General features: G+C 71.6%; 19 protein-coding genes. 4 read left to right on the plus strand and 15 right to left on the minus strand.

The window, feature by feature from the left end; genetic code table 11:
- Positions 1–46 precede the first annotated feature (46 nt).
- Positions 47–595 (plus strand): YceI family protein, encoded by a 549-nt coding sequence (locus Pen02_RS30525; protein WP_203869596.1) that lies wholly within the window; start codon positions 47–49, stop codon positions 593–595.
- A 221-nt stretch (positions 596–816) separates the two neighbouring features.
- On the opposite strand, the gene Pen02_RS30530 is transcribed toward Pen02_RS30525, so the two are convergent.
- The 7 genes from Pen02_RS30530 to Pen02_RS30560 all read right to left on the minus strand — a co-directional run bounded on the left by Pen02_RS30530 (position 817) and on the right by Pen02_RS30560 (position 9,255).
- Positions 817–1,773, minus strand: a complete 957-nt coding sequence (locus tag Pen02_RS30530; protein ID WP_203869597.1) for a 4'-phosphopantetheinyl transferase family protein — start codon at positions 1,771–1,773, stop codon at positions 817–819.
- Between the two features lie 183 nt (positions 1,774–1,956).
- Positions 1,957–2,643 carry an L-ribulose-5-phosphate 4-epimerase gene (locus tag Pen02_RS30535; RefSeq protein WP_203869598.1) on the minus strand — a complete coding sequence of 229 codons (687 nt, stop codon included), beginning with the start codon at positions 2,641–2,643 and terminating at the stop codon, positions 1,957–1,959.
- The gene (gene araB, locus Pen02_RS30540; protein ID WP_203869599.1) at positions 2,640–4,313 is read right to left on the minus strand and encodes a ribulokinase; all 1,674 of its coding nucleotides are present in this window, start codon (positions 4,311–4,313) and stop codon (positions 2,640–2,642) included. The genes Pen02_RS30535 and araB overlap by 4 nt, the downstream gene beginning before the upstream one ends.
- 222 nt (positions 4,314–4,535) lie before the next feature.
- The gene (yjfF, locus tag Pen02_RS30545; protein WP_203869600.1) at positions 4,536–5,534 is read right to left on the minus strand and encodes a galactofuranose ABC transporter, permease protein YjfF; all 999 of its coding nucleotides are present in this window, start codon (positions 5,532–5,534) and stop codon (positions 4,536–4,538) included.
- Positions 5,531–6,583 (minus strand): ABC transporter permease, encoded by a 1,053-nt coding sequence (locus tag Pen02_RS30550; protein ID WP_203869601.1) that lies wholly within the window; start codon positions 6,581–6,583, stop codon positions 5,531–5,533. The genes yjfF and Pen02_RS30550 overlap by 4 nt, the downstream gene beginning before the upstream one ends.
- A complete protein-coding gene (locus tag Pen02_RS30555) occupies positions 6,583–8,181 on the minus strand; it encodes a sugar ABC transporter ATP-binding protein (RefSeq protein WP_203869602.1) in 1,599 nt (532 codons plus the stop codon). The genes Pen02_RS30550 and Pen02_RS30555 overlap by 1 nt, the downstream gene beginning before the upstream one ends.
- A 129-nt stretch (positions 8,182–8,310) precedes the next feature.
- Positions 8,311–9,255: an ABC transporter substrate-binding protein gene (locus tag Pen02_RS30560; RefSeq protein WP_372445703.1), complete on the minus strand. Its 945-nt coding sequence runs from the start codon at positions 9,253–9,255 to the stop codon at positions 8,311–8,313.
- Between the two features lie 443 nt (positions 9,256–9,698).
- Here Pen02_RS30560 and Pen02_RS30565 point away from each other — a divergent pair, with 443 nt between their 5' ends.
- Both Pen02_RS30565 and Pen02_RS30570 read left to right on the plus strand, forming a co-directional pair.
- Positions 9,699–10,682 carry a LacI family DNA-binding transcriptional regulator gene (locus Pen02_RS30565; RefSeq protein ID WP_203869632.1) on the plus strand — a complete coding sequence of 328 codons (984 nt, stop codon included), beginning with the start codon at positions 9,699–9,701 and terminating at the stop codon, positions 10,680–10,682.
- A gap of 275 nt (positions 10,683–10,957) precedes the next feature.
- Positions 10,958–11,305, plus strand: coding sequence for a histone-like nucleoid-structuring protein Lsr2 (locus Pen02_RS30570; RefSeq protein ID WP_203869604.1), 348 nt, complete (start codon positions 10,958–10,960; stop codon positions 11,303–11,305).
- 151 nt (positions 11,306–11,456) lie between these two features.
- Here Pen02_RS30570 and Pen02_RS30575 read toward each other — a convergent pair whose 3' ends face one another.
- Entirely contained in the window at positions 11,457–12,740 is a 1,284-nt protein-coding gene (locus Pen02_RS30575; RefSeq protein ID WP_203869605.1) for a L,D-transpeptidase, read from the minus strand.
- A gap of 235 nt (positions 12,741–12,975) precedes the next feature.
- Between Pen02_RS30575 and Pen02_RS30580 the strand changes: the two genes are divergently transcribed.
- Positions 12,976–13,584 carry a DUF1349 domain-containing protein gene (locus Pen02_RS30580; protein WP_203869606.1) on the plus strand — a complete coding sequence of 203 codons (609 nt, stop codon included), beginning with the start codon at positions 12,976–12,978 and terminating at the stop codon, positions 13,582–13,584.
- A 27-nt stretch (positions 13,585–13,611) separates the two neighbouring features.
- Here the strand turns inward: Pen02_RS30580 and Pen02_RS30585 are convergent, their stop codons facing one another.
- Genes Pen02_RS30585 through Pen02_RS30615 form a run of 7 tightly spaced genes read right to left on the minus strand, consistent with a single transcriptional unit; the run spans position 13,612 to position 19,811 of the window.
- Positions 13,612–14,406, minus strand: a complete 795-nt coding sequence (locus Pen02_RS30585) for an IclR family transcriptional regulator (RefSeq protein WP_239141557.1) — start codon at positions 14,404–14,406, stop codon at positions 13,612–13,614.
- Positions 14,403–14,783, minus strand: coding sequence for a 4-carboxymuconolactone decarboxylase (gene pcaC / locus Pen02_RS30590; protein WP_203869607.1), 381 nt, complete (start codon positions 14,781–14,783; stop codon positions 14,403–14,405). Before pcaC ends, Pen02_RS30585 begins: the two co-directional genes overlap by 4 nt.
- Complete coding sequence (pcaD, locus tag Pen02_RS30595; protein WP_203869608.1) at positions 14,776–15,747, minus strand: 3-oxoadipate enol-lactonase; 972 nt, start codon at positions 15,745–15,747, stop codon at positions 14,776–14,778. Before pcaD ends, pcaC begins: the two co-directional genes overlap by 8 nt.
- Positions 15,744–17,102 carry a 3-carboxy-cis,cis-muconate cycloisomerase gene (pcaB, locus tag Pen02_RS30600; RefSeq protein WP_239141559.1) on the minus strand — a complete coding sequence of 453 codons (1,359 nt, stop codon included), beginning with the start codon at positions 17,100–17,102 and terminating at the stop codon, positions 15,744–15,746. Before pcaB ends, pcaD begins: the two co-directional genes overlap by 4 nt.
- 37 nt (positions 17,103–17,139) lie before the next feature.
- Positions 17,140–17,802: a protocatechuate 3,4-dioxygenase subunit alpha gene (pcaG, locus tag Pen02_RS30605; protein ID WP_203869610.1), complete on the minus strand. Its 663-nt coding sequence runs from the start codon at positions 17,800–17,802 to the stop codon at positions 17,140–17,142.
- Positions 17,795–18,616 (minus strand): protocatechuate 3,4-dioxygenase subunit beta, encoded by an 822-nt coding sequence (pcaH, locus tag Pen02_RS30610; RefSeq protein ID WP_203869611.1) that lies wholly within the window; start codon positions 18,614–18,616, stop codon positions 17,795–17,797. The genes pcaG and pcaH overlap by 8 nt, the downstream gene beginning before the upstream one ends.
- 13 nt (positions 18,617–18,629) lie before the next feature.
- Positions 18,630–19,811, minus strand: a complete 1,182-nt coding sequence (locus tag Pen02_RS30615; RefSeq protein WP_307837746.1) for a thiolase family protein — start codon at positions 19,809–19,811, stop codon at positions 18,630–18,632.
- Between the last annotated feature and the right edge of the window lie 40 nt (positions 19,812–19,851).

The raw sequence follows: 19,851 nt of genomic DNA on the forward strand, positions 1-19,851 counted from the left end.
GCACGGGTACCGGTGTCACCGACCAGTGGAGAGGACGGGGACGGCCATGACCGCGACCGACGACACCGAGCAGACCGGGAACGACGCCGAGCGGGACCTGTCGCCCGGCGTCTACGTCATCGATCCGCTCCGGTCGGCGATCCGCTTCCACACCCGGGCGATCTTCGGCCTGTTGCCGGTGCGCGGCACCTTCCGGATCGGCACGGGCACGATCTCGGTGGCCGTACCGGTCGAGGAGTCGACAGCCGAGGCGCAGGTACTCGCCGACAGCTTCAGCAGCGGGCTGGCCCAGCGCGACGCGCATGTCCGGTCGGCCGACTACCTGGACGCGGCCGGTTATCCGTACCTGCGGTTCCGGGGTGAGCGGTTCGTGCCGTCCAGCGACGACGGAGGCACCCTGCACGGGCGGTTGACGGTACGCACCGTCACCCGGCCGGTGGCGCTCACCGTCGACCGGGTCTGGGGCGGAACCGCGGAACTGACCGCCCGGGCCGACACGACGATCGACCGGTACGCGTTCGGGCTGACCACCGCCCGGGGCATGACCGGCCGGCACATCCGGCTGACGCTGGAGATCGTCGCGACCCGATGCTGACGCCGGTCCGGACGAGGCGACCGAGGGAAGGGAGTGACGTGCGGAGAAGCCGAGTGGGGCCGGTTCGGACCGGTCAATGCGTGGCGACGGCCCCGGCGGGGCGACGACGTCGTGGCCGGGGCGCGGCGCTCGGCGTACCCGAATCGTGGTCGAGCCGGGCGCCACCGCCGACCGGGCCGGTGCCGGCGGCCCGGCACCGGTGTCGGCCGGATCGGGGCAGGTCAGGCCGGTCCGGGCGGCGGCGCGGCGGCCAGCGGCGCCGGGAGCTCCGCGCGGCTGATCCGGACCGGCAGGCTGGTCAGCACCGCGACGGCTGCCGTGTAGTCGGGGCCGGCGTCGAGGTCGTGCAGTTGGACCGGGGCGTCGAGCGGGGTGTCCGCCGCCCAGTCGAGCAGCCGGGCCGGCTCGTCCGGCGGGGTCAGCGTGATCCGGTTCATCGGCACGGCGAGCCCGTGCCCGGTCGCCTTCAGCAGCGCCTCCTTGCGGGCCCAGTAGCCGAAGAACGCCCGGCGGGCGGACTCCGCCGGCTGCGCGGACCACCACCGCAGCTCGGCCGGCGAGAGGACGGCGCCGCTCAGCGCGGTCACGTCGGTACCGTCGGTCAACTCCTGGACGTCCAGCCCGACCGGATCGGCCGCCACCGCGAGGGCGACCCAGCCGCCGGAGTGGGTCAGCGAGAAGTCGAGTTTGGTACTCGGCTGGTCGACCACCGGCTTGCCGTGCCCGGCGCCGCAGTGCCGGCAGTGCCGGGAGAAGGTGATCCGGTCGGCCGGTACGCCGAGATAGTGGCCGAGCAGCACCCGTACCCCGACGTGCGCGGCCTGGTACCGGTCGCGGTCGGCGGCCAGCCGGAAACGCGCGTGCCGCTGCCGCTCCTCCTCGTCGAGCACGTCGAGCCCGGCCCAGTGCGCCGGCCCGATCGGCAGACGCCATATCTGGCACTCCCCCGGTACCGGCGCGACAGGCAGCGACGCGACCGGCTCGACCAGCAGCGACGGGACCGGCTCGACCGCCGACGGGGCGACCGGCTCGGCGGACGACGGGGCAACCGGCGCCTGAGCGACCGGCTCGACCGGCGACGGGGCGACCGCCCCGGCGGGCGACGCCGGGACCGGCCCGGCAGGCGACGGCGGGGTCGACTCCGACGGGTCGTCGGGCGGGCGGCGGGATCCGGTCAACAGGCACCACCAGGGTCGCGGGCGGACGGCGGACACACCCTCGTGGCCGGCCCGCCGTCGTGGCGGTTCCTCGAACGTGGGCGGTCTGCCGTGCAGGTCTCACGCGCGAGCATGCCAGCCGCCGGGTCGGCACACCAGCCCGGAGCCGGTGTGCCGACCCTGGACGTGAACGTCCGCCGGGCGTCAGCGCTGGCCGTAGACGCCCTGGTAGCGCTCGTAGAGGGCGTCGATATGGTGTGGCTCGATCGGCACCAGCGGGCCGCCGGTACGGGCGATGTGCACCGTACGGGCGACGTCCTCGCACATCACCGCGGCCTTCACCGCCGCCTTGGCGCTGGCGCCGATGGTGAACACTCCGTGGTTGCGCATCAGCACCGCCGGAGAGCGGTGCCCGTCCAGGGTGGCGACGATGCCCTTGCCGATGTCGTCGCCGCCGATCAGCGCGAACGGCCCGACCGGGATCTCCCCGCCGAACTCGTCGGCCATCGCGGTCAGCACGCACGGGATCGCCTCGTCCCGGGCCGCCCAGGCGGTGGCGTACGGGCTGTGTGTGTGCACCACGCCGTTGACCTGCGGCATGTGCCGGTAGACGTACGCGTGTGCGTCGGTGTCGCTGGACGGCGAGTGGTTGCCGTCGACGACGTCCCCGTGCAGGGTCGTCACCACCATCGACTCCGGGGTGAGGTCGTCGTACGACACCCCGCTGGGCTTGATCACCATCAGGTCGGCGCCGGGCACCCGGGCGCTGACGTTGCCGCTGGTCCAGGTCACCAACTCCCAGCGGGTGAGCTGCTCGTGCAGCCGGCACACCTCCTGACGGATCCGGGCGACGGTGTCGCTGATCGTGCCGGTGAGTTCGCCGCTGCTCATCGGCGTACCTCCTCGCGTAGCGCGTGCAGCCGGTGCAGCACGTCGTTGCCGCCCCGTCCGAAGTAGTCGTGCAGCCGCTCGTACTCGGCGTAGAGCCGGTCGTAGACGTCGGCGCTGGCCGGGTCGGGCTGGTAGACACCGCGCCGGACCTTGCCCATCGCGGCGGCCGCGGCGGTGATGTCCGGGTACGCCCCGGCGGCCACTGCGGCGTGGATGGCCGAGCCGAGCGCGGGGCCCTGCTCGGAGTCGATCACCGACAGCGGCCGGCGCAGCACGTCGGCGTAGACCTGCATCAGGAACGCGTTCCGGAGCAGGCCGCCGGCCACGATGAACTCGGTCACCGGCACTCCCGCGTTCTCGAACGCGGCGACGATGGTCCGGGTACCGAAGGCGGTCGCCTCGATCAGCGCCCGGTACTGGTCCTCCGGCCGGGTGTGCAGAGTCTGTCCGACGATCACGCCGGAGAGGTCGTGGTCGACCAGCACCGAGCGGTTTCCGTTGTGCCAGTCGAGCGCGACCAGCCCGTGCTGCCCGGGACGCTGCGCGGCGGCCAACTCGGTCAGGTACTCGTGCACCCCGACGCCCCGCCGGGCGGCCTCCTCGGCGTACGCCGCCGGCACGCAGTTCTCGACGAACCAGCCGAAGATGTCCCCGACACCGCTCTGTCCGGCCTCGTAGCCGAGCCGGCCGGGCACGATCCCGTCCCGGACCACGCCGCACATCCCGGGCACCTCGGCCAGGGTGTCGGCGACCATCACGTGGCAGGTGGAGGTGCCCATGATGGCCAGCAGTTGGCCGGGCTCGACGGCGTTCGCGGCGGCGGCGGTGACGTGCGCGTCGACGTTGCCGACCGCGACCGCGATCCCGGCCGCCAGCCCGGTGAGGGCCGCGGCCTCCGGGGTGAGCCGACCGGCCAGCCCGCCGAGCGGGGCGAGCGGGTGGGCGAGCCGGGTGTCGACGAAGTCGGCGAAGTCGGGGTGCAGCGCGGCCAGGTAGTCCCGGGACGGGTACCGGCCGTCCTGGTGGATGCCCTTGTAACCGGCGGTGCAGACGTTGCGGGTCTCCTCGCCGCAGAGCTGCCAGATGATCCAGTCGGCCGCCTCGATCCACCGTTCGGTGCGGGCGTAGACCTCCGGGTCCTCGGTGAGCACCTGGAGGGCCTTGGCGAACTGCCACTCGGCGGAGATCCGGCCGCCGTACCGGGGCAGCCACGGCTCGCCGCGCTGCGCGGCCAGCTCGTTGATCCGGTCGGCGTGCCGCTGCGCGGCGTGGTGCTTCCACAGTTTCGGGTACGCGTGCGGGCGGTCGGCGAGCCCGGGTACCTCGTTCAGCGGGGTGCCGTCGGCGAGGGTGGGCAGTACGGTGCAGGCGGTGAAGTCGGTGCCGATCCCGATCACCGCCTCGGGGGCCACGGAGGCGGCGGAGAGCGCCTTCGGCACCGCTTCGCGCAGTACCGCGCGCCAGTCCTCGGGCATCTGTAGCGCCCATCCGCCGGGCAGCGGGACGCCGGTCTCCGGCAGCCGTTCGTCGATCACGCCGTGCTGGTATTCGTGCACCGCCGAGCCGAGTTCGGCGCCGTCCGAGACCCGGACCACCACCGCCCGGCCGGAGAGCGTGCCGAAGTCGACACCCACCACGTACCGGTCCGCACTGTTAGCGCTCACTCGCATCCCTCCTGGGCCTTCCTTTCTCCTCGCCGGCCCGCACCGCCTGCGGCGCACCGACTCGCGGCGGGTCTGCCGGATCTTCCGCCACCCCGTCAGCCAACCATGGTGTTAGCGCTACCACCAGCCCGGGTCGCCCTGGTCCGGCGCATCCGAGCCGATCGGCGTGGCGGCGGAGCCGGCCGGCAGGTCGTCGGGCCCGGATCGGCATCACCCGGCCCGCTCCGGTTACCGCTGCCGCCGGGTCACGGCGCGCTGGAGCACGATGAACACGAACAGCAACACACCGATTACGATCTTGGTCCACCAGGAGCTGAGGTCGCCCTGGAAGGTGATGATGGTCTGGATCAGCCCGAGCACCAGCACCCCGAGCACCGTGCCGACCAGATAGCCCGAGCCGCCGGTCAGCAGCGTACCGCCGATCACCACGGCGGCGATCGCGTCGAGTTCCAGCCCCAGCCCGTGCCCGCTGTTGCCGGAGAGCATGTAGAAGCTGAGCAGTACCCCGCCGAGCGCCGAGCAGAATCCGCTGATGGTGTAGACCGCGATCCGGGTACGCGCCACCGGCAGCCCCATCAGCAGCGCCGACTGCGGGTTGCCGCCGATCGCGTACGTGTTGCGGCCGAGCCGGGTGTAGCCGAGGACGTAGATGCCGATCGCCACCACCACCAGTGCGACGACCACGCTGGCGGAGATGAAGAAGCCGCCGAACCGGAACCGCTGCTGCGCGATCGACGTCCAGAACGGGTCACTGATCGTGATCGACGAGGTGCTGATCGTGTAGCAGAGCCCTCGGGCCAGGAACATCCCGGCCAGCGTGACGATGAACGGCTGGATCTCGAAGTAGTGGATGATGCAGCCCATCCCGAACCCGAGCAGGGCACCGAGCAGCAGCACCAGCGGCAGCACCAGGTACGGCGACCAGCCCCGCTCCTCCAGCAGCGAGGCGGAGAGCATGGTGGTCAGCGCCACCACCGAGCCGACCGAGAGGTCGATCCCGCCGGTCAGGATCACGAACGTCATGCCGACCGCGACCACCAGCAGGAACGCGTTGTCGACGAAGACGTTCAACACGACCTGGGTGTCGGAGAACCCGTCGTACCGCAGCACCCCGGCGCTGTACATCAGGACCAGCAGGGCGAGGGTGGCGAAGATCGGCAGGTACTTCTGCTGCGGGCGGAGCACCCGTGACCGGCCGTTGGCCACCGTACCCGGAACGGCGGTCATGCCGGCACCTCCACCTTCGTCGGCTGCTCGCGGTCCGGCTGCGGCAGCGGGGGTTTCCGGCGTCGGCCGAACACCTTGGCCCGGAAGGCCGGCGACTGGAGCAGGCAGACCACGGTGACGACCAGGGCCTTGAACAACAGCGTCGTCTCCGGCGGGATGCCGATGGTGTAGATGGTGGTGGTGAGGGTCTGGATGATCAGCGCGCCGAGCACCGTGCCGCCGAGGGAGAACCGGCCGCCGGCCAGCGACGTACCGCCGATCACCACCGCCAGGATGGCGTCCAGCTCGATCCAGAGGCCGGCGTTGTTGCCGTCCGCGCTGGACACGTTGGAGCTGATCATCAGCCCGGCGACCCCGGCGCAGAACGCCGCGAAGACGTACCCGGTGAAGATGATCCGGCGGGCGTGGATGCCGGCCAACCGGCTCGCCTCGGCGTTGCCGCCCACCGACTCGATCAGCAGCCCGAGCGCGGTACGCCGGGTCAGCAGCAGGGCGAGCCCGAAGACCAGCAGCGCGACCAGGATGGAGAACGGCACGGTCAACCAGTAGCCGCCGCCGATCAGCTTGTAGGGCGAACTGTTCACCGTGATGATCTGCCCGTCGGTGATGAGCTGGGCCAGCCCTCGGCCGGCGACCATCAGGATCAGGGTGGCGATGATCGGCTGGATGCCGACCTGGGCGACCAGCAGCCCGTTCCAGGCGCCGAGCAGTAGCGCCAGGCCGAGGGCCAGCCCCACCGCCATCAGCACCCCGACGACGCTGTTCTGGTCACCCAGCTCGCTGATCCGCAGGCAGGCCAGCGCGCCGCAGATCGCCACCACCGAGCCGACCGAGAGGTCGATGCCGCCGGTGGCGATCACCAGGGTCATCCCGAGGGAGACCAGGATCAGCGGTGCACCGAACCGGACGATGTCGACCAGGCTGCCGTACAGGTGTCCCTGCCGCACGTCGACCGCGAAGAAGTCGGGTGTGAAGATCAGGTTGCTGGCCAGCAGTACCACCAGCATCAGCAGCGGCCAGAAGAACCGGTGCCGTACGACGTTAGCCATCACGCCTCCTCCCCCAGGACGACCACGTCCGGGCCGTGCGGTCCCGGTGGTGCCTCCGGCGGGGCCGTACCGTTGCCACTGGCGATGATCGCCATGATCCGCTCCGCCGTCACCTCGTCGTCGTTGGCCAGCTCGTCGACCATCCGGCGATCCCGGAGTACGGCGATCTTGTGGCTGAGCCGGAGCACCTCCTCCAGCTCGGCGGAGATGAACAGCACCGCCATGCCGCCGTCGGAGAGGGTCACCACCAGGCGTTGGATCTCGGCCTTGGCGCCGACGTCGATGCCCCGGGTCGGCTCGTCCAGGATCAGCAGCCGAGGTTCGGTGATCAGCCAACGGGCCAGCAGCACCTTCTGCTGGTTGCCGCCGCTGAGCTGGCCGACCAGTGCCTCCGGGTTGGCCGGCACGATGCGCAGCGCCTTGACGTACCTGTCGACGAGTTCGTCCTGCCGGCGCCGGGGCAGCGGTCGGGACCAGCCCCGCGCGGCCTGTAGGGCCAGGATGATGTTCTCCCGGACGGTGAGTTCGGCGACCAGCCCCTCGGTGCGCCGGTTCTCGGAGCAGAACGCGATGTCCCGGGCCATCGCGGTGCGCGGGCCGCGCATGTTGACCGGCTCGCCGTCCACCTTGAGCGCTCCGGCATCGGCCCGGTCCGCGCCGAAGAGCAACCGCGCCACTTCGGTACGCCCCGAGCCGAGCAGCCCGGCCAGCCCGACCACCTCGCCCCGGTGGATGGTCAGGCTGAACGGGGCGACCGCGCCGTTGCGGCCCAGCCCGGCGGCCTCGACCACCGGACGGTCCCGTTCCAGCGCCGCCAGCGAGCGCCGGGGCTGCTCCTCCAACTCCTCCAGCGCGGCGAGTTCCTTGCCGATCATCGCGCTGACCAGGTCGAGCTGGCTCAACTCCCGGGTGGCGTACTCGCCGACCCGGCGGCCGTTGCGCAGCACCGTCATCCGGTCGGAGATCTCGTAGACCTGGTCGAGGAAGTGGCTGACGAACAGGATCGCCATCCCCTCCCCCTTGAGTTGCCGCATCACCCGGAAGAGCTGCCCGACCTCACCGGCGTCGAGGCTGGAGGTCGGCTCGTCCAGGATCAGCACCTTGGCGGAGATGTCGATGGCCCGGGCGATCGCGACCATCTGCTGTACCGCGAGAGAGAGGCTGCCGAGCGGGGCCGAGACGTCGACGTCCAGGCCCAGCCCGTCGAGCAGGTGCCGGGACCGACGCCGCAGCTCGCCCCACTGGATGGCGCCGAAGCGGCGCGGTTCCCGGCCGATGTGGATGTTCTCCGCGACGGAGAGGTTGGCGCAGAGGTTGACCTCCTGGTAGACGGTGCTGACCCCGGCCTGTTGCGCCTGTAGCGGGCCGGTGAACCGGACCGGGGCGCCGTCGAGCACGATGTCGCCCTCGTCCACGTCGTACACCCCGGTCAGCACCTTGATCAGCGTCGACTTGCCGGCGCCGTTCTCGCCCATCAGCGCATGGACCTCGCCGGGGAAGAGCCGGAAGTCGACCTCGTCGAGTGCCCGTACGCCGGGGAACCGCTTGCCGATGCCGGTCATGGTCAGGATCGCCCGGGCTTCCCCCGACGTCTCCATCCGCCCTCCTCCGTTCCGTCCTGCCGGTCCGCCGCGCAACCGTCCGCGGTGCCTGTTGCTGCCGCCCGGCTCTGGTACCGCCGGTCCGCCGCGCAACCGTCTGCGGTGCCCGGTGTTGCCGCTCCGGGCCTAGTACTGCCGGTTCGGCAGTGCCGCCTTCGCCTGCTCCTGGTTGAACGTGGTCTCCTCGGTGACCACCCGCTCCGGCACCGTCTCACCCGCGACGACCTTCTTGACCAGGTCCATGAGCTGTGGGCCGAGCAGTGGGCTGCACTCGACGATGAAGTTGATCTTGCCGTCGGCGAGCGCCTGCATGCCGTCCTTCACCGCGTCGACAGTGATGATCTTGATGTCGACGCCCGGCTTCAGGCCGGCACCCTCGATCGCCTCGATCGCACCGAGGCCCATGTCGTCGTTGTGCGCGTAAAGGACGTCGATGTCCTTGTTGGCCTTGAGGAAGGCCTCCATGACCTCCTTGCCCTTGGCCCGGGTGAACTCGCCGGTCTGCGAGGCGACCACCTTGAACTTCGGGTCCGCCTTGATGACGTCCGCGAAGCCGGACTTGCGGTCGTTGGCCGGCGCCGAACCGGTGGTGCCCTGCAACTCCACGATGTTCACCGGCTCGGTCTTGCCCTGGTACTCGGTGACCAGCCACTCACCGGCCTTCTTCCCCTCCAGCACGAAGTCCGACCCGATGAAGGTCTTGTACAACGTCTTGTCCGGGGAGTCGATCGCCCGGTCGGTCAGGATGACCGGGATCTTGGCGTCCTTCGCCTCGCGGAGCACCGTGTCCCAACCGGACTCCACCACCGGGGAGAAGGCGATCACGTCGACCTTCTGGGTGATGTACGTCCGGATCGCCTTGATCTGGTTCTCCTGCTTCTGCTGCGCGTCGGAGAACTTGAGATCGATGCCCGCCTCCTTCGCGGAGTCCTGTACGGACTTGGTGTTGGCGGTACGCCAGCCGCTCTCGGCGCCCACCTGCGCGAAGCCCAGTGTGATCGTGCCGTCGTCGTTTCCGGAGCCGCTGCCCGCGCCGCCGTCGCCTCCGCAGGCGGCCATCGCGGTCACCATCAGTCCGCCGAGTACAACGGCGGAGATCTTTTTCAGCACCGTTTCCCCCTCGCCTGAGAACATCGTTACCTGTCATGGTTACCGTTCACACGCGTGGCCGACCCGTACCCCTCGACACCACCTCGGCGATGCCCGAGATTCCTCGATTCGGCCCAGTCTGCCACGGGGAACGCCGGCCTTCTGGGCACACCGGACGGTCCACAGGGCATCCTGTTTCGTGAGTGTTAACGTTCTCATGCCGGCCGTCAAGGGGTACTTCCGGCGACGGTATGGATCCGTGATGCTGGAAGTCCGGTGGGTCGCCGCCGTGCATCCCGACGGCGGCGTCCACGGCTCTCCACTCCGGACGGCTGACCGAGACGAAGGAGCGGCCGTTGACAGCTGACCGTGTCGAGACCGGCGACCAGCCGGGCGGCCCGCCGCCCCGGGCCCGGGGCTCGGTGATGCGCGACGTCGCGCGCCTGGCCGGCGTCTCCCACCAGACCGTCTCCCGGGTGCTCAACGACCACCCGAACGTCCGGCCGGAGACCCGCGACCGGGTACTCGCCGCGATGCGGGCACTGAACTACCGGCGCAACTCGGCGGCCCGCACCCTGGTCACCCGCAAATCCCGCACGCTGGGACTGATCGCGTACGAGACCACCCTGTTCGGTCCGGCCTCCACCCTGTACGGCCTCGAACAGGCCGCCCGGTCCGCCGGGTACTTCGTCAGCGTGGCGAGCGTCCGGTCGCTGGACCGGGAGTCGGTGCTGGACGCCGTCGACCGGCTCTGCGAACAGTCCGTCGAGGGAATCGTGGCGATCGCCCCGCAGAGCAGCGTGGGTACCGCCCTGGCCCAGGTGCCGACCGGGCTGGCGGTGGTCGGCGTGGGTGGCGGCGGCGAACACGTACCGACGGTCTGCATCGACAACGCCACAGGTGCCGCGATGGCGACCCGGCACCTGCTCGCGCTCGGCCACACCACCGTGCAGCACATCGCCGGCCCGCCGGACTGGCCGGAGGCGCGCGACCGGATCGACGGCTGGCGGGAGGCGCTGCACTCCGCCGGAGCACCGGTACCGGCGCCCCGACCCGGGAACTGGAGCGCCCGGGCCGGCTACGAACAGGGCCGGCTGCTGGCCGCCGACCCGACGGTGACGGCGGTGTTCTGCGGCAACGACCAGATCGCGCTCGGCGCGCTGCGGGCACTGCACGAGGCCGGCCGCCGGGTACCCGACGAGGTGAGCGTGGTGGGCTTCGACGACGTACCGGAGTCGGGGTATTTCCTGCCACCGCTCACCACGGTCCGGCAGGACTTCGCCGAACTCGGCCGTCGCAGCCTGGACCTGCTCATCGAGCAACTCGAAAGCGGGATCCGGACCGACCGGCGGGTCTCGCTGACGCCTCGGTTCGTTCCCCGGGCGAGTTCGGGGGCGGCGCCGACGTAGCGGCGGCCGGCGGACCGGCGCCCGAAATGTGTACCACCGGATTAAACGAGATAGTGCGGAGGGCGGGCAATCACGCTCCGCCGACCCGCCATCCGGGCGCGCCGCCGGGATACCGCCGGCCGCCTTACTCCGCCCGGATACCGGCCAGGCCGGGCGGAAACTGAAGTCCCCCACACCGCCACGCCGAACCAGAAATGTCCAATGTCTTGCAGAAATGGCATCCGATCAGTCAAACTCGACTCCTAGCAATAAATGTTCACGAGGAGTAATCGACCATGGCGAAGCAGGTAATCACACTTCTGACCGACGACCTCGACGGCGGCGAGGCCGACCGCACCGTCGAGTTCGGTCTGGACGGCGTCAACTACACGATTGACCTGTCGGACAAAAACGCGGGCAAGCTCCGCAAGGCGCTGGACGTTTACATCCACGCGGGCAGCCGGGTCGGCCGCGGCTCGGTGGAAAGCCGCCGCTCGGGTCGGCGCGGCACCGCCACGAGCCCGACCCGAAGTGACCGCGACCTGAACCGTGCCATCCGGGAATGGGCCGTCCAGAACGGCTACGAGGTTTCCGAGCGGGGTCGCATTCCGTCGAACGTGGTGCAGGCGTACAACAGCCGGTGAGCGGGTGGGGGCACGGGCGACGACCGTTCCCGATTTCGGCCGGCACCCCCTGCCGGCGATCCGCACCCCACCTTCCGGAATGCCCGGTGCCACCGACGACGGTCGTCGTCGGTGGCACCCGTGTCGGAACCGTCCGCATCCGCGCGGCTGGCTAGCGACCACCGCCGCTCGACGTCGGAGTCGGGGTCGGCGTCGCGGGCTTGTCGGCTGCCGGCGGCCCGCCGTTCGCCGGTCCACCCGGAGCCGGCGACGCCGGCTTGATGTCGGCCGGCACCGGCAGCGCGCTGCCCTTGACGAACTCGTCCCAGCTCACGTTCCAGGCGGTCCAGCCGTTGCCCTGGTCGAGGGTGACCTCGGTACCCTTGATCGTCACCAGGTCGCCGACCCTGGTGGTCTTCATCAACCATTCCGAGTTCTCGTCCGACACGTTCGTGCAGCCGTGCGAGACGTTGGCGGACCCCTGGTCGCCGACGGACCACGGCGCCGCGTGGATGAACTCGCCACCCCAGGTCAGCCGCTGGGCGTTGGCCACGGTGACCACGTAGGGGTCCGCGGAACCCGTGGTGTCGAAGACGGTCGACTCGTGCTTCTCCATGATCACCATCTTGCCGCTCGACGTCGGCGTACTGCTCTTGCCCATGCTCACCGGGATCTTCTTGACCAGCACGTCGTCCTTGAACACCGACATCTGCTTGGTGGCGTTGTCGATCTCCAGGAAGACCCGGTTGCCGATCTTCGCGGTACCGGCCCGGTCGGTGTCGCCGAAGCTGCCGCCGCCCATCGGCACCCCGTCCAGTGCCGCCCGGACGCTGATCGTGGTACCCGGCCGCCAGAAGTCGGGCGCCCGGTAGGAGACCTGCCGGCCGTTCTCGTCCCAGGCCCAGACGCCCGGCTGCGGCGGGTCGGTGCTGACCGACAGTCGCCGCTGGATCCCCGCACGGGCGTCCTTCGGGACGTCGGAGTCGAATGAGACCGTTATCGGCAGCGCCACCCCGTAGGTCTGGTCACTCTGCAGATTAAGGTTGGTCACGGTCCGCTTAGCCGGTTTGTCCATGGTGCTGAAGGTCGTCTTCTGGGTGACCGCCTTCCCGGCGTCATTCTTCGCCGTTACCTGGGCGGTATAGGTCTGCTTGTTCGCCAACGCCTTGCTCGGCATCCAGCTCGTCCCATCGGCACGCATCGCGCCGTCGACCCGTACCCCGGCGGGATCGGTCACGGCGACCTCGGTGACCTTCCCACCCGTCACCGCCGTACCGATCTCGACACTCGTCGGCAGATCCCTGCTATCCGGGGCGGGAGTTATCGCCAGCTTGGGTGGCGGCGGTGCCGGTCGGCCCACCCCCTTGAGCGGATTGCCCGTGCAGCCCGCCAGAACCAGTGGTATGGCGGCCATCACGAGCATCAGCAACAACACCGCTCGACGCCTCAGTACCATGCTCCCCCCACCCCATTCCTCCGCTCCCGGTCACAAAGCCTTTCGGCGCTGGACGGTCACCCCGCGCGTTGCGGCGAGAACCGCCATTACCCGGGGAATCGCCGCTCAACCAAGGGGTAAACCCTGGGCGGGCCAGCGGTTTCGGGCCGGGTGGGGCCAACTGCCCCGGCTGCGGACGAGCCGGAGGTCGCCGACGGTGCCCCCGGCCCGGCTCCGTTTCTGGCATCCTGCTCGGATGCAGCAGATCGACCTCGGACTGCCGACACCGCTGGACTGGGAGGTCGCGCCGCCCGACTGGGCCCGCGACGGCATCACCGGACTCAGCGTGAGCGCGCCGGCCCAGACGGACATCTTCGTGGACCCGGCCGGCGGGGAGCCGACACTCTCCGCACCCCGGCTGCTGACCCCGGTACCCGAGGGCGACTTCCAGTTCTCGGCCCGGGTCAGGGTCGACTTCGCCGACACGTACGACGCCGGCTGTCTGCTGCTCTGGTCCGGTCCCCGGCACTGGGCGAAGCTGGCGTACGAACGCTCACCGCAGGGCGCCGGGATGGTGGTCTCGGTGATCACCCGGGACGTCTCCGACGACGCCAACGGATTCGTGGTCGACGACGGCGCCCCGCTCTGGCTACGGATCTCCCGACTCGGTCCGGCCTGGGCGTTCCACGCCAGCACCGACGGGGCGTGGTGGGAGTTCGTCCGCCATTTCCGGCTCGACCCGGCCGCGACGCCGCTGCGGTTCGGACTTTCCGCGCAGTCGCCGATCGGCGCCGGCTGCCCGGTCTGGTTCGACCGGATCAGCTACACCGCCGGCCGGTTGACCGAGCTGCGGGACGGCCGGTAGCCCTCGCCCGGGTCGTCACCGGGCCGGCTACCGCAACTGGCCGCCGCGCAGATCCTCCTCGATCCGCTTCGCCGTGGCCAGCAGCGGCGGCAGCAACTCCTTGCGGATCACCTCGGAACTGCCCCGGCTGGCGCGCGCGGAGACGTTCAGGGCCGCGATCACCGCGCCGTCGGCGTCCCGGATCGGCGCCGCCAGGGACCGCAGACCCTCCTCCAGTTCCTGGTCCACGATCGCGTAGCCCTGGCTGTGGATCCGGTTCAGCAGAGTCCGCAGCCGCGCCGGATCGGTGACCGTACGCCGGGTGAGCGGACGCAGCTCGGCGGTGTCGAGATAGTTGTCGAGCCACGCGGCCGGCTGGGCGGCCAGCAGCACCCGTCCCATCGAGGTGGCGTAGGCCGGGAACCGGGTGCCGACGCTGATCGCCACCGTCATGATCCGCTTCGTCGGCACCCGCGCGACGTAGACCACCTCGTCGCCGTCGAGCACCGACATCGAGCAGGACTCGTGTACCTCGGCGACCAGCGTCTCCATGTGCGGCTGGGCCATTTCGGGCAGGCTCAGGCTGGACAGGTACGCGTAGCCGAGTTCGAGGATCCTGGCCCGCAGCGAGAAGAGCCGGCCGTCGGTACGCATGTAGCCCAGCTCGACCAGGGTGAGCAGGAAGCGTCGCGCCGCCGCCCGGGTGAGCCCGGTCGCCCGGGCGACCTCGCTCAGCGTCAACTGCGGATGGTCCGCGTCGAACGCCCGGATGACCGCGAGTCCCCGTTCCAACGACTGGACGAACTCACCGGTCCGGGCCGTCTCCTCGGTCACCTCGGTCACCCGTCCTCCTGTCGCAGAGTCTCCTGGGCAACCTTGAATGCCCGGTTCGCCGCTGGAACGCCAGCGTAGACGCTCACCTGGAGCAGGACCTCGCGGACCTCCTCGCGGGTCAGCCCGTTTCGCAGCGCGGCCCGGACGTGCATCGCCAACTCCTCGTCGTGGTGCAGCGTGGCCAGCACCGCGAGCGTGATACAGCTTCGCGTCCGCCGGTCCAGGCCCGGCCGGGTCCAGATGTCGCCCCAGGCGTACCGGGTGATCAGGTCCTGGAAGTCCGCGGTGAACTCGTCGGTGCCGGCGACCGCCCGGTCCACGTGCGCGTCGCCGAGCACCTCGCGCCGGACCACCATCCCGGCCGCGTGCCGCTCCCGGTCATCCATCCACCCGCTCCTTCCCACCGCTGCGGACCGGCCGCCCGTCCTCGCCCGGATCGCGCTCGACGAAGTCGCTCCCCGTCGAGTCGCTCCCGATCGCGTCACCCCCGACCACGTCACCGCCGATCGCGTCACCCCCGACCACGTCGCCGCCGGTCGCGTCACCCCCGGCCACGTCACCGCCGGCCGGGCCGGACCTGGTCGGCTCGGTCCCGAGGTGGTCCAGGATCAGTCGGCCGACCCGATCCGGCTGTTCCACATTGGCCAGGTGGGCGGCGTCGCCGACCACCCGCAACCCGGCAGCGGGAATCCCGTCGGCCAGCACCCGGGCATGCTCGATCGGCGTCGCCGGATCGTGGGCACCCGCGATCACCAGGGTCGGCGCGGTGATCCGGGCCAGGTCGTCCCGCAGATCCATCCCGGCGATCGCCTCGCAGCAGCCGGCGTACCCCTCCGGCGGGGTTGCGGCGAGCATCGCCCGGTACGCGGCGACCACCTCGGGCCGATCGGCGGCGAAGCCCCTGGTGAACCATCGGCCGACCACCACGTCGGCAATCGTCTCGACTCCACCGGCCCGGGTCGCGGCGGCCCGCTCCCGCCAGCCCTGGGCCGGGCCGAGCCAGGCCGAGGTGCAGAGCAGCACCAACCGGTCGATCCGGTCCGGGGCGTTGGCGGCCAGCCACATCCCGACCATCCCACCGAGGGAGAGCCCGGCGTACGACACCTTCGGCACCGCCAGGTCGTCCAGCAGCCGGAGCACCGCCCGACCGAGATCCGCGATGGTGTACGGGCCGGCCGGCACGTCCGAGTCGCCGTGACCGAGATGGTCGTACCGGACCACCCGGTGGTGCCGGGTCAGCGCCGGCAACTGCGGCTGCCACATCGCCCCGGAGGTGCCGAGCGAGCTGCCGAGCAGCAGCACCGGCGCGTCGGCCGGCCCGTCAACGCAGGCGTGCAGGCGGGATGTCATGGTGCCTCTTCCGAATTCCGGTACGCCCCGGACGCCCGGTACTCCCCGAGCGCCCGGTCGACGAAGGTGGCGGCCGAGCCGAGCCAGTTGGCCGGATCCAGTGCCCGGTCCAGCTCCTGCTCGCTGAGGTGTTCCCGGACCGCCGGGTCGGCCAGCAACCCGGCCCGGAAGTCCGGCGCGGTGACCGCCCGGGCCACCGCGTCGTGTGCGTCGGCCCGGCCGAGCGCGGGGGCGAGCCGGGCGGCCACCGCCTCGGCCAGTACCCGGCCGCCGAGCGCGTCGAGGTTCTCCCGCATCCGCTGCGGACGCACGTCGAGCCGGGACAGCAGCCTGGCGGTCCGCGACGTCGCCCCGCCGGCCAGCCGCAGCAGGTCGAGCAGCGGCTCCCACTCGGCGTGCCAGCCACCGGTGGCCCGTTCGTGCTCGTGGACGGCGGCGGTGAAGAGCGTGGCTACCAGGTGCGGCCCGCGCCGGGCTGCCGCGCCGAGCAGGACGGAGTCCACCGGGTTGCGCTTGTGCGGCATCGCCGACGAGCCGCCCCGGCCCGGACCGCCGCCCTCGGCCACCTCGGCGACCTCGGTCTGGGCGAGCAGTCCGACGTCCAGGCCGACCTTGCCGGTGGCCGCCAGCAGGCTGCCGAGCGCGCCGGCCAGGTCGAGCAGGGGCTGCCGCCGGGTGTGCCAGGGCAGCGGGGGCGCGGCGAGGCCGAGCCGGGCGGCGAACCGGTCGGCCACCTCCGGTCCGGCCGGGCCGAGCGCGGCCAGCGTGCCGACCGCACCGCCGAGCTGTGCCGGCAGCGCGGACTGGGCTGCGGCCAGCCGGGTCCGGGCGTCCAGCAGGCCGAGCAGCCAGCCGGCCGCCTTCAGCCCGAAGGTGGTGGGCGCGGCTGCCTGGCCGAGCGTACGGGCCAGCAGCACGGTGTCCCGGTACCGCTCGGCGAGCCCGGCGGCGGCGCCGATCGCGGTGTCGAGCCGGCGTAGCAGCGGGTCACCGGCCCGGGTGGCGACCAGTACCAGCGCGGTGTCGAGCACGTCCTGGCTGGTCGCGCCGTGGTGCACCCAGGGCCGGGCGGCGGCCGGTACCGCCGAGGTGAGCTGGCGGACCAGCGGCACCACCGGGTTGCCGGCGGCGTCGGCCGCCCCGGCGAGCGCGGCGAGGTCGAACCGGTCCGGCCGGCACCGCTCCGCGATCGCCTCGGCGGCCTCGGCGGGCAGCACGCCGCAGTCGGCGCCTGCCCCGGCGAGCGCCCGCTCGACGTCGAGCATCGCGGTCAGCAGGGCCGGGTCGGCGAGTTCTGCGTCCACCTCGGCGGCACCGGACAGCCCTGAGAGCAGCCCGGCGCCGGCCAGCCCCAACAAGTCTCGCCCGGACGGCGGATCGGCCGACTCGTGGTCAGACGGCGAAGAAGACGGTTTCATCCGGGCCCTGTAGGTGGATGTCGAAGCGGAACCCGTCCGGTTCCGGCCGGGCGACCAGGGTGGCCCGGCGGGCCGGGTCGACAGCCGCGAGTACCGGGTCGGTGCCGTTCGCCGCCTCCTCGTCCGGGAAGTAGAGCCGGGTCACCAGCCGGTGCAGCAGGCCGCGCGCGAAGATCGACAGGTTCAGGTGCGGTGCCTCGGTCTCGCCGTCCGCGTCGGGCAGGGCGCCGGGCTTGACGGTACGGATCTCGTACCGGCCGTCGGCGTCGGTGGCGCTGCGGCCGAAGCCACGGAATCCGGGTACCGCCGCCGGCCGGGCGCCCCGGGGATCGTCCGGGTGGTCGAACCGGCCGTCCGGATCCGCCTGCCAGGTCTCCACCAGTGCGTCCGGCACCACCGCCCCGGCACCGTCGAAGACCTGCCCACGGATCGAGATCGCGCCCGGCGTACCGGCCGGCACGACGTCCGGCCCGTCCGGCCAGAGCAGGCCGATGTGCAGGTACGGCCCGACCGTCTGGGACGGGGTCGAGCCGAGCGACGGCGTCGGGTCGAGTGCCACGCCGGCCACCGGTGTCGGGTCGGTGCTGACAGCCGCACCCGTGCCGAAGGTCGGGGTGAGGTCGGGGTGCTCAGTCATCGTCCTCGCCGTCCTCGAAGGGGGTGGCCTCCCGGCCGCGCAGCACAATGTCGAACTCGAAGCCGAGCGCCCACTCCGGCTCGGTCACCGAGTGGTCGTAGCGGGAGATCAGCCGTTCCCGGGCCAGCGGGTCGCGGACCGAGTTGAAGACCGGGTCCTGGAAGAAGAGCGGGTCGCCGGGGAAGTACATCTGGGTGACGAGCCGCTGGGTGAATGCCTGGCCGAAGAGGGAGAAGTGGATGTGCGCCGGCCGCCAGGCGTTGGGGTGGTTGCGCCAGGGATAGGCGCCCGGCTGTACGGTGACGAACCGGTAGTGGCCGTCGGCGTCGGTAAGCGTCCGGCCGACCCCGGTGAAGTTGGGGTCGAGCGGCGCCGGCCAGTTGTCGTTGGCGTGCCGGTACCGCCCGGCGGCGTTCGGCTGCCAGATCTCCACCAGGGTGTGCGGTACCGGGCGGCCGTTCCCGTCCAGCACCCGGCCGTGCACGATGATCCGCTGGCCCTGCGGTTCTCCGGCGTGCTGCCGGGTCAGGTCGTGGTCCAGTTCGCCGAGCCGGCCCTCGCCGAGCAGTGGCCCGGTGACCTCGGTCAGCCGTTGTGGCAGCAGTGCGAGTGGCTGCTTCGGGGCCCGCAGGTTGGTCGAGCCGTAGTCGGGGAAGAGCATCGGCGGGTGGGTGTCCGGATCGTCGTGCCGGTAGCGCGGCAGCACCAGCCCGCTCGGGCGGGCCGCGCCGGCCACCGGAACGATCCCGTCGGCGTCGAACTCACCGTCACCGCGTTCGTTCGGCTCGGTGGCCCGGATGTGGTCGGTGGTCATGACCGTCCTTCCGTCAGGCTTCCAGGACGACGGCCAGGCCCTGGCCGACGCCGATGCAGATCGCGGCGAGACCCAGCCCACCACCACGGCGGTGCAGTTGCCAGGCGAGCGAGCCGAGGATGCGCGATCCGGACGAACCGAGCGGGTGACCGAGCGCGATCGCCCCGCCCTGCGGGTTCACGATCTCGGGGTCGAGGTCCTTCCACTGCCCGAGGCAGGCCAACGACTGGGCCGCGAACGCCTCGTTGAGTTCCACCACGGCCAGGTCGGACCAGCCGACACCGGCCCGCCGCAGTGCCTCCTCGGCGGCGCGTACCGGGCCGATGCCGAACAGTTGCGGCTCGATGCCGACGACCGCGCGGGAGACGATCCGGGCCAGCGGGGTCCGGCCGGCGGCCTCGGCACCGGCCCGGTCGCCGAGCAGCAGTGCGCTCGCCCCGTCGTTGAGCGGCGACGAGTTGCCGGCGGTCACGGTGCCGTCCGGCCGAAACACCGGCTTCAGCCGGGCCAGCGCCTCGGTGCTGGTACCGGGTCGCATGCTCTCGTCGGTCTCCAGCTCGGTGCCGGGAACGGCGCTGACCTCGTCGGCGTACGCCCCGTCGGCCCAGGCTTTCGCGGCGCGCTGCTGGCTGCGTACGGCGAAGGCGTCCTGCTCGTCCCGGGAGATCCCGTACCGCTCGGCGAGGATCTCGGTGCACTCGCCGAGTGAGGCGGTCCACTCGGTCGGCATCGTCGGGTTGACCATCCGCCAGCCGAGCGTGGTGGAGTGCAGGGTCTCGTGCCCGCGCGGATAGCCGGTCTCCGGCTTGGGCAGCACCCAGGGGGCCCGGGTCATCGACTCGACGCCACCGGCGACGCAGATCGAGGCGTCGCCGACCGCGATCGCCCGGGCCGCCCCGATCACCGCCTCCAGGCCGGAGCCGCAGAGCCGGTTCACGGTCGCGCCGGGCACCGTCGGCGGCAGGCCGGCGAGCAGCACCGCCATCCGGGCCACGTCCCGGTTCTCCTCGCCGGCGCCGTTGGCGTTGCCGAGCAGTACGTCGTCGATCCGGGCCGGGTCGAGGTCGGGGCTGCGCCGGACCACCTCCCGCAGCACGTGCGCGGCGAGGTCGTCGGGGCGTACCCCGGCGAGGCCGCCGCCGTACCGACCGATCGGGGTCCGTACGGCGTCGAGGACGTACACGTCGTTCGTCACCATGTCTCCTTACTGCCGGGATCGTCGGGTTGCCCGACCT

The sequence above is a fragment of the Plantactinospora endophytica genome, assembly GCF_016862915.1.
Lineage (GTDB): Bacteria > Actinomycetota > Actinomycetes > Mycobacteriales > Micromonosporaceae > Plantactinospora > Plantactinospora endophytica.

Excerpts from the sequence above, each read along its gene's own strand:
- Pen02_RS30535 (WP_203869598.1), bottom strand. The coding sequence starts at position 2,643 with ATGAGCAGCGGCGAACTCACCGGCACGATCAGCGACACCGTCGCCCGG.
- araB (WP_203869599.1), bottom strand. The coding sequence starts at position 4,313 with ATGCGAGTGAGCGCTAACAGTGCGGACCGGTACGTGGTGGGTGTCGAC.
- pcaD (WP_203869608.1), bottom strand. The coding sequence starts at position 15,747 with ATGACATCCCGCCTGCACGCCTGCGTTGACGGGCCGGCCGACGCGCCG.
- Pen02_RS30575 (WP_203869605.1), bottom strand. The coding sequence starts at position 12,740 with ATGGTACTGAGGCGTCGAGCGGTGTTGTTGCTGATGCTCGTGATGGCC.
- Pen02_RS30550 (WP_203869601.1), bottom strand. The coding sequence starts at position 6,583 with ATGGCTAACGTCGTACGGCACCGGTTCTTCTGGCCGCTGCTGATGCTG.
- Pen02_RS30570 (WP_203869604.1), top strand. The coding sequence starts at position 10,958 with ATGGCGAAGCAGGTAATCACACTTCTGACCGACGACCTCGACGGCGGC.
- pcaH (WP_203869611.1), bottom strand. The coding sequence starts at position 18,616 with ATGACCACCGACCACATCCGGGCCACCGAGCCGAACGAACGCGGTGAC.
- Pen02_RS30580 (WP_203869606.1), top strand. The coding sequence starts at position 12,976 with ATGCAGCAGATCGACCTCGGACTGCCGACACCGCTGGACTGGGAGGTC.
- pcaG (WP_203869610.1), bottom strand. The coding sequence starts at position 17,802 with ATGACTGAGCACCCCGACCTCACCCCGACCTTCGGCACGGGTGCGGCT.
- Pen02_RS30555 (WP_203869602.1), bottom strand. The coding sequence starts at position 8,181 with ATGGAGACGTCGGGGGAAGCCCGGGCGATCCTGACCATGACCGGCATC.
- Pen02_RS30525 (WP_203869596.1), top strand. The coding sequence starts at position 47 with ATGACCGCGACCGACGACACCGAGCAGACCGGGAACGACGCCGAGCGG.
- pcaC (WP_203869607.1), bottom strand. The coding sequence starts at position 14,783 with ATGGATGACCGGGAGCGGCACGCGGCCGGGATGGTGGTCCGGCGCGAG.
- Pen02_RS30565 (WP_203869632.1), top strand. The coding sequence starts at position 9,699 with ATGCGCGACGTCGCGCGCCTGGCCGGCGTCTCCCACCAGACCGTCTCC.
- Pen02_RS30560 (WP_372445703.1), bottom strand. The coding sequence starts at position 9,255 with ATGGTGACCGCGATGGCCGCCTGCGGAGGCGACGGCGGCGCGGGCAGC.
- yjfF (WP_203869600.1), bottom strand. The coding sequence starts at position 5,534 with ATGACCGCCGTTCCGGGTACGGTGGCCAACGGCCGGTCACGGGTGCTC.